Genomic DNA, 2,524 nt, shown 5'->3' with positions numbered 1-2,524 from the left:
GCACCCCGCCGGTGGTCTCGGCCGGCGGCAGTGCCTACTTCGACCTGGTGGTCGAGGAGTTGGCGAACCTGCCGGAGGCGTTCACGGTGCTGCGCTCGGGCGCGTACATCGCCCACGACGACGGCTTCTACCGCGGCATCTCGCCGCTCGCCCGGGACGGCGGGCGGACGCCGTTCCGCGGCGCGCTGCACGGCTGGGCCCGGGTCGTCTCCCGGCCCGAGCCGCAGCTCGCGCTGCTGGACGCCGGCAAGCGCGACCTGCCCTTCGACGAGGGCCTGCCCGAGCCGCAACGAGTGCGCGGCGGAGCCGAGTTGACCGGTACGGCGGCCCGGATCACGGCGCTCAACGACCAGCACGCCTTCCTGCGCGACGCGGGCGACCTCGCGCCGATCGGCGCCGTGCTGCGGCTGGGCGTCTCGCACCCGTGCACGGCCTTCGACAAGTGGACGGCGATCCCGGTGCTGGACTCCGCGGACGCGGCCGAGCCGAAGGTCACCGGCCTGGTCAGGACCTTCTTCTGATGCCCGGGGAGAGAGTGGCCCGCGGGGGCACGACGGTCTTCCGGGGCGCCACCGTGGTGGACGGCACCGGTGCGGAGCGCTACCGGGCGGACGTCCGGATCGCCGACGGCCTGATCGCCGAGGTGGCCGAGATCGCCGAGTTCGGTGAGAGCGGCGGGATAGGCGGGATCGGCAAGGGCCTCGGCGCGGCCGAGGTGGTGGACGCCGACGGGCTGGTCCTGGCCCCCGGCTTCATCGACATGCACGCCCACTCCGACCTCGCCCTGCTGCGCGAACCCGAGCACCCGGCCAAGGTCACCCAGGGCGTCACCTGCGAGGTCCTCGGCCAGGACGGCCTGTCCTACGCCCCGGTGGACGACGCCACGCTGCCCGCGCTGCGCCGCCAACTCGCGGGCTGGAACGGCGATCCGGACGGCTTCGACTGGGACTGGCGGGACGTCGCCGGCTACCTCGACCGGATCGACCGCAGCGGCGTCGCCGTCAACGCCTGCTACCTCGTCCCGCACGGCACGCTGCGGATGCTCGTCATGGGCTGGGCCAACCGTCCGCCCACCCCCGGCGAACTCGACCGGATGCGGCAGGTGCTGGCGAAGAGCCTGCTGGACGGCGCGGTCGGCATGTCCAGCGGCCTCAGCTACACCCCCGGGATGTACGCGGACACCGCCGAGCTGGTCGAGCTGTGCACCGTCGTCGCGGCCTACGGAGGCTTCCACGCCCCGCACCAGCGCTCGTACGGCGAAGGGGCGTTGGAGGGCTACGCGGAGATGGTGGAGATCGCCCGGCGGAGCGGCTGCGCGCTGCACCTGACCCACGCCACGATGAACTTCGGGGTCAACCGGGGCCGGGCCGGCGAGCTGCTGGAGCTCCTCGACCGGTCGCTCGCCGACGGCGTCGACCTCACCCTGGACAGCTACCCCTACCTGCCCGGATCCACCACCCTGGCCGCCCTGCTGCCGAGTTGGGCCACCGAGGGCGGCCCGGCCGCGACGCTGGCACGGCTCGCCGACCCCGCGCAGTGCGCGAGGATCCGGTACGAGGTGGAGGAGAAGGGCAGCGACGGCTGCCACGGCGTGGTCACCGACTGGGCGACGATCCAGATCTCCGGCGTCGGCTCGGCCCCGCTCGCCGGGACGGTCGGCCGCACCGTCGCCGAACTGGCCGTCGAGGAGCGGCGGACCGGCACCGAGGTCTTCCTGGACCTGCTGCGCCGGGACGGGCTGGCCACCACGATCCTCCAGCACGTCGGGCACGAGGAGAACGTCCGGGCGATCATGCGCCACCGGGCGCACACCGTCGGCAGCGACGGACTGCTGGTCGGTGCCCGGCCGCACCCGCGCGCCTGGGGCACCTTCCCGCGCTACCTCGGTCACTACAGCCGGGAGTTGGGAGTCCTCACGCTGGAGGAGACGATCGCCCGGATGACCGGCCGCCCCGCCGCCCGGCTGGGGCTGGACCGGCGGGGCCGGATCGCCCCCGGCCACCACGCCGACCTGGTGCTCCTCGACCCCGGGAAGGTCCGGGACGCCGCCACCTTCGAGGACCCCCGGCTGCCCGCCGAGGGCATCGAATACGTGTACGTCAACGGCACCGCCGTCGTCCGGGAGGGCCGCACCACCGGCGCCCGGCCCGGGCGTGCCCTGCGCCGAACCGACCGAGGAACCCTGGCCATATGACCGAGCTGTCCGTCCCGACCGACGCCCCCCTTCCGAACGACCTTTCCGTCCTGCGCGACGAACCGGTGATCGCGGTGGTCCGCGCACCGCGGATCCCGGACGCCGCCGCGCTCTGCGCGGCCCTCGCCGAGGGCGGCATCAACCTGACCGAATTCACCTACACCACACCGAATGTGACAGACCATCTGCTCCGGGCCTCGAAGGCCGGTTGGCGGGTCGGCGTCGGAACGGTGCTGACCGCCGAACAGGCGCGGCGCGGGGCCGAGGCGGGGGCGTCCTTCCTGGTCACCCCCGGCTGCCGCCCCGAGGTCGCCGGGGCGGCGGCCGCCG

1 protein-coding gene and 2 pseudogenes are annotated in these 2,524 nt (G+C 74.2%); all 3 read left to right on the top strand.

Annotated features, from left to right (window positions below; genetic code table 11):
- Window positions 1-521: pseudogene (locus tag ACFU6K_RS36550) on the top strand (amino acid deaminase); the annotation flags it as partial.
- Window positions 521-2,194 (top strand): amidohydrolase family protein, encoded by a 1,674-nt coding sequence (locus tag ACFU6K_RS36545; protein ID WP_380670578.1) that lies wholly within the window; start codon window positions 521-523, stop codon window positions 2,192-2,194. The pseudogene ACFU6K_RS36550 and the gene ACFU6K_RS36545, both read left to right, overlap by 1 nt.
- A pseudogene (locus ACFU6K_RS36540) lies at window positions 2,191-2,524 on the top strand (2-dehydro-3-deoxyphosphogluconate aldolase); the annotation flags it as partial. The gene ACFU6K_RS36545 and the pseudogene ACFU6K_RS36540, both read left to right, overlap by 4 nt.

It is taken from the genome of Kitasatospora sp. NPDC057512 (genome assembly GCF_042802135.1).
GTDB lineage: Bacteria > Actinomycetota > Actinomycetes > Streptomycetales > Streptomycetaceae > Kitasatospora.
This window is presented reverse-complemented; position numbering and strand designations above follow the sequence as displayed.

What these genes read in the sequence shown, in the direction of transcription:
- ACFU6K_RS36545 (WP_380670578.1), top strand. Translation starts at nt 521, where the DNA reads ATGCCCGGGGAGAGAGTGGCCCGCGGGGGCACGACGGTCTTCCGGGGC.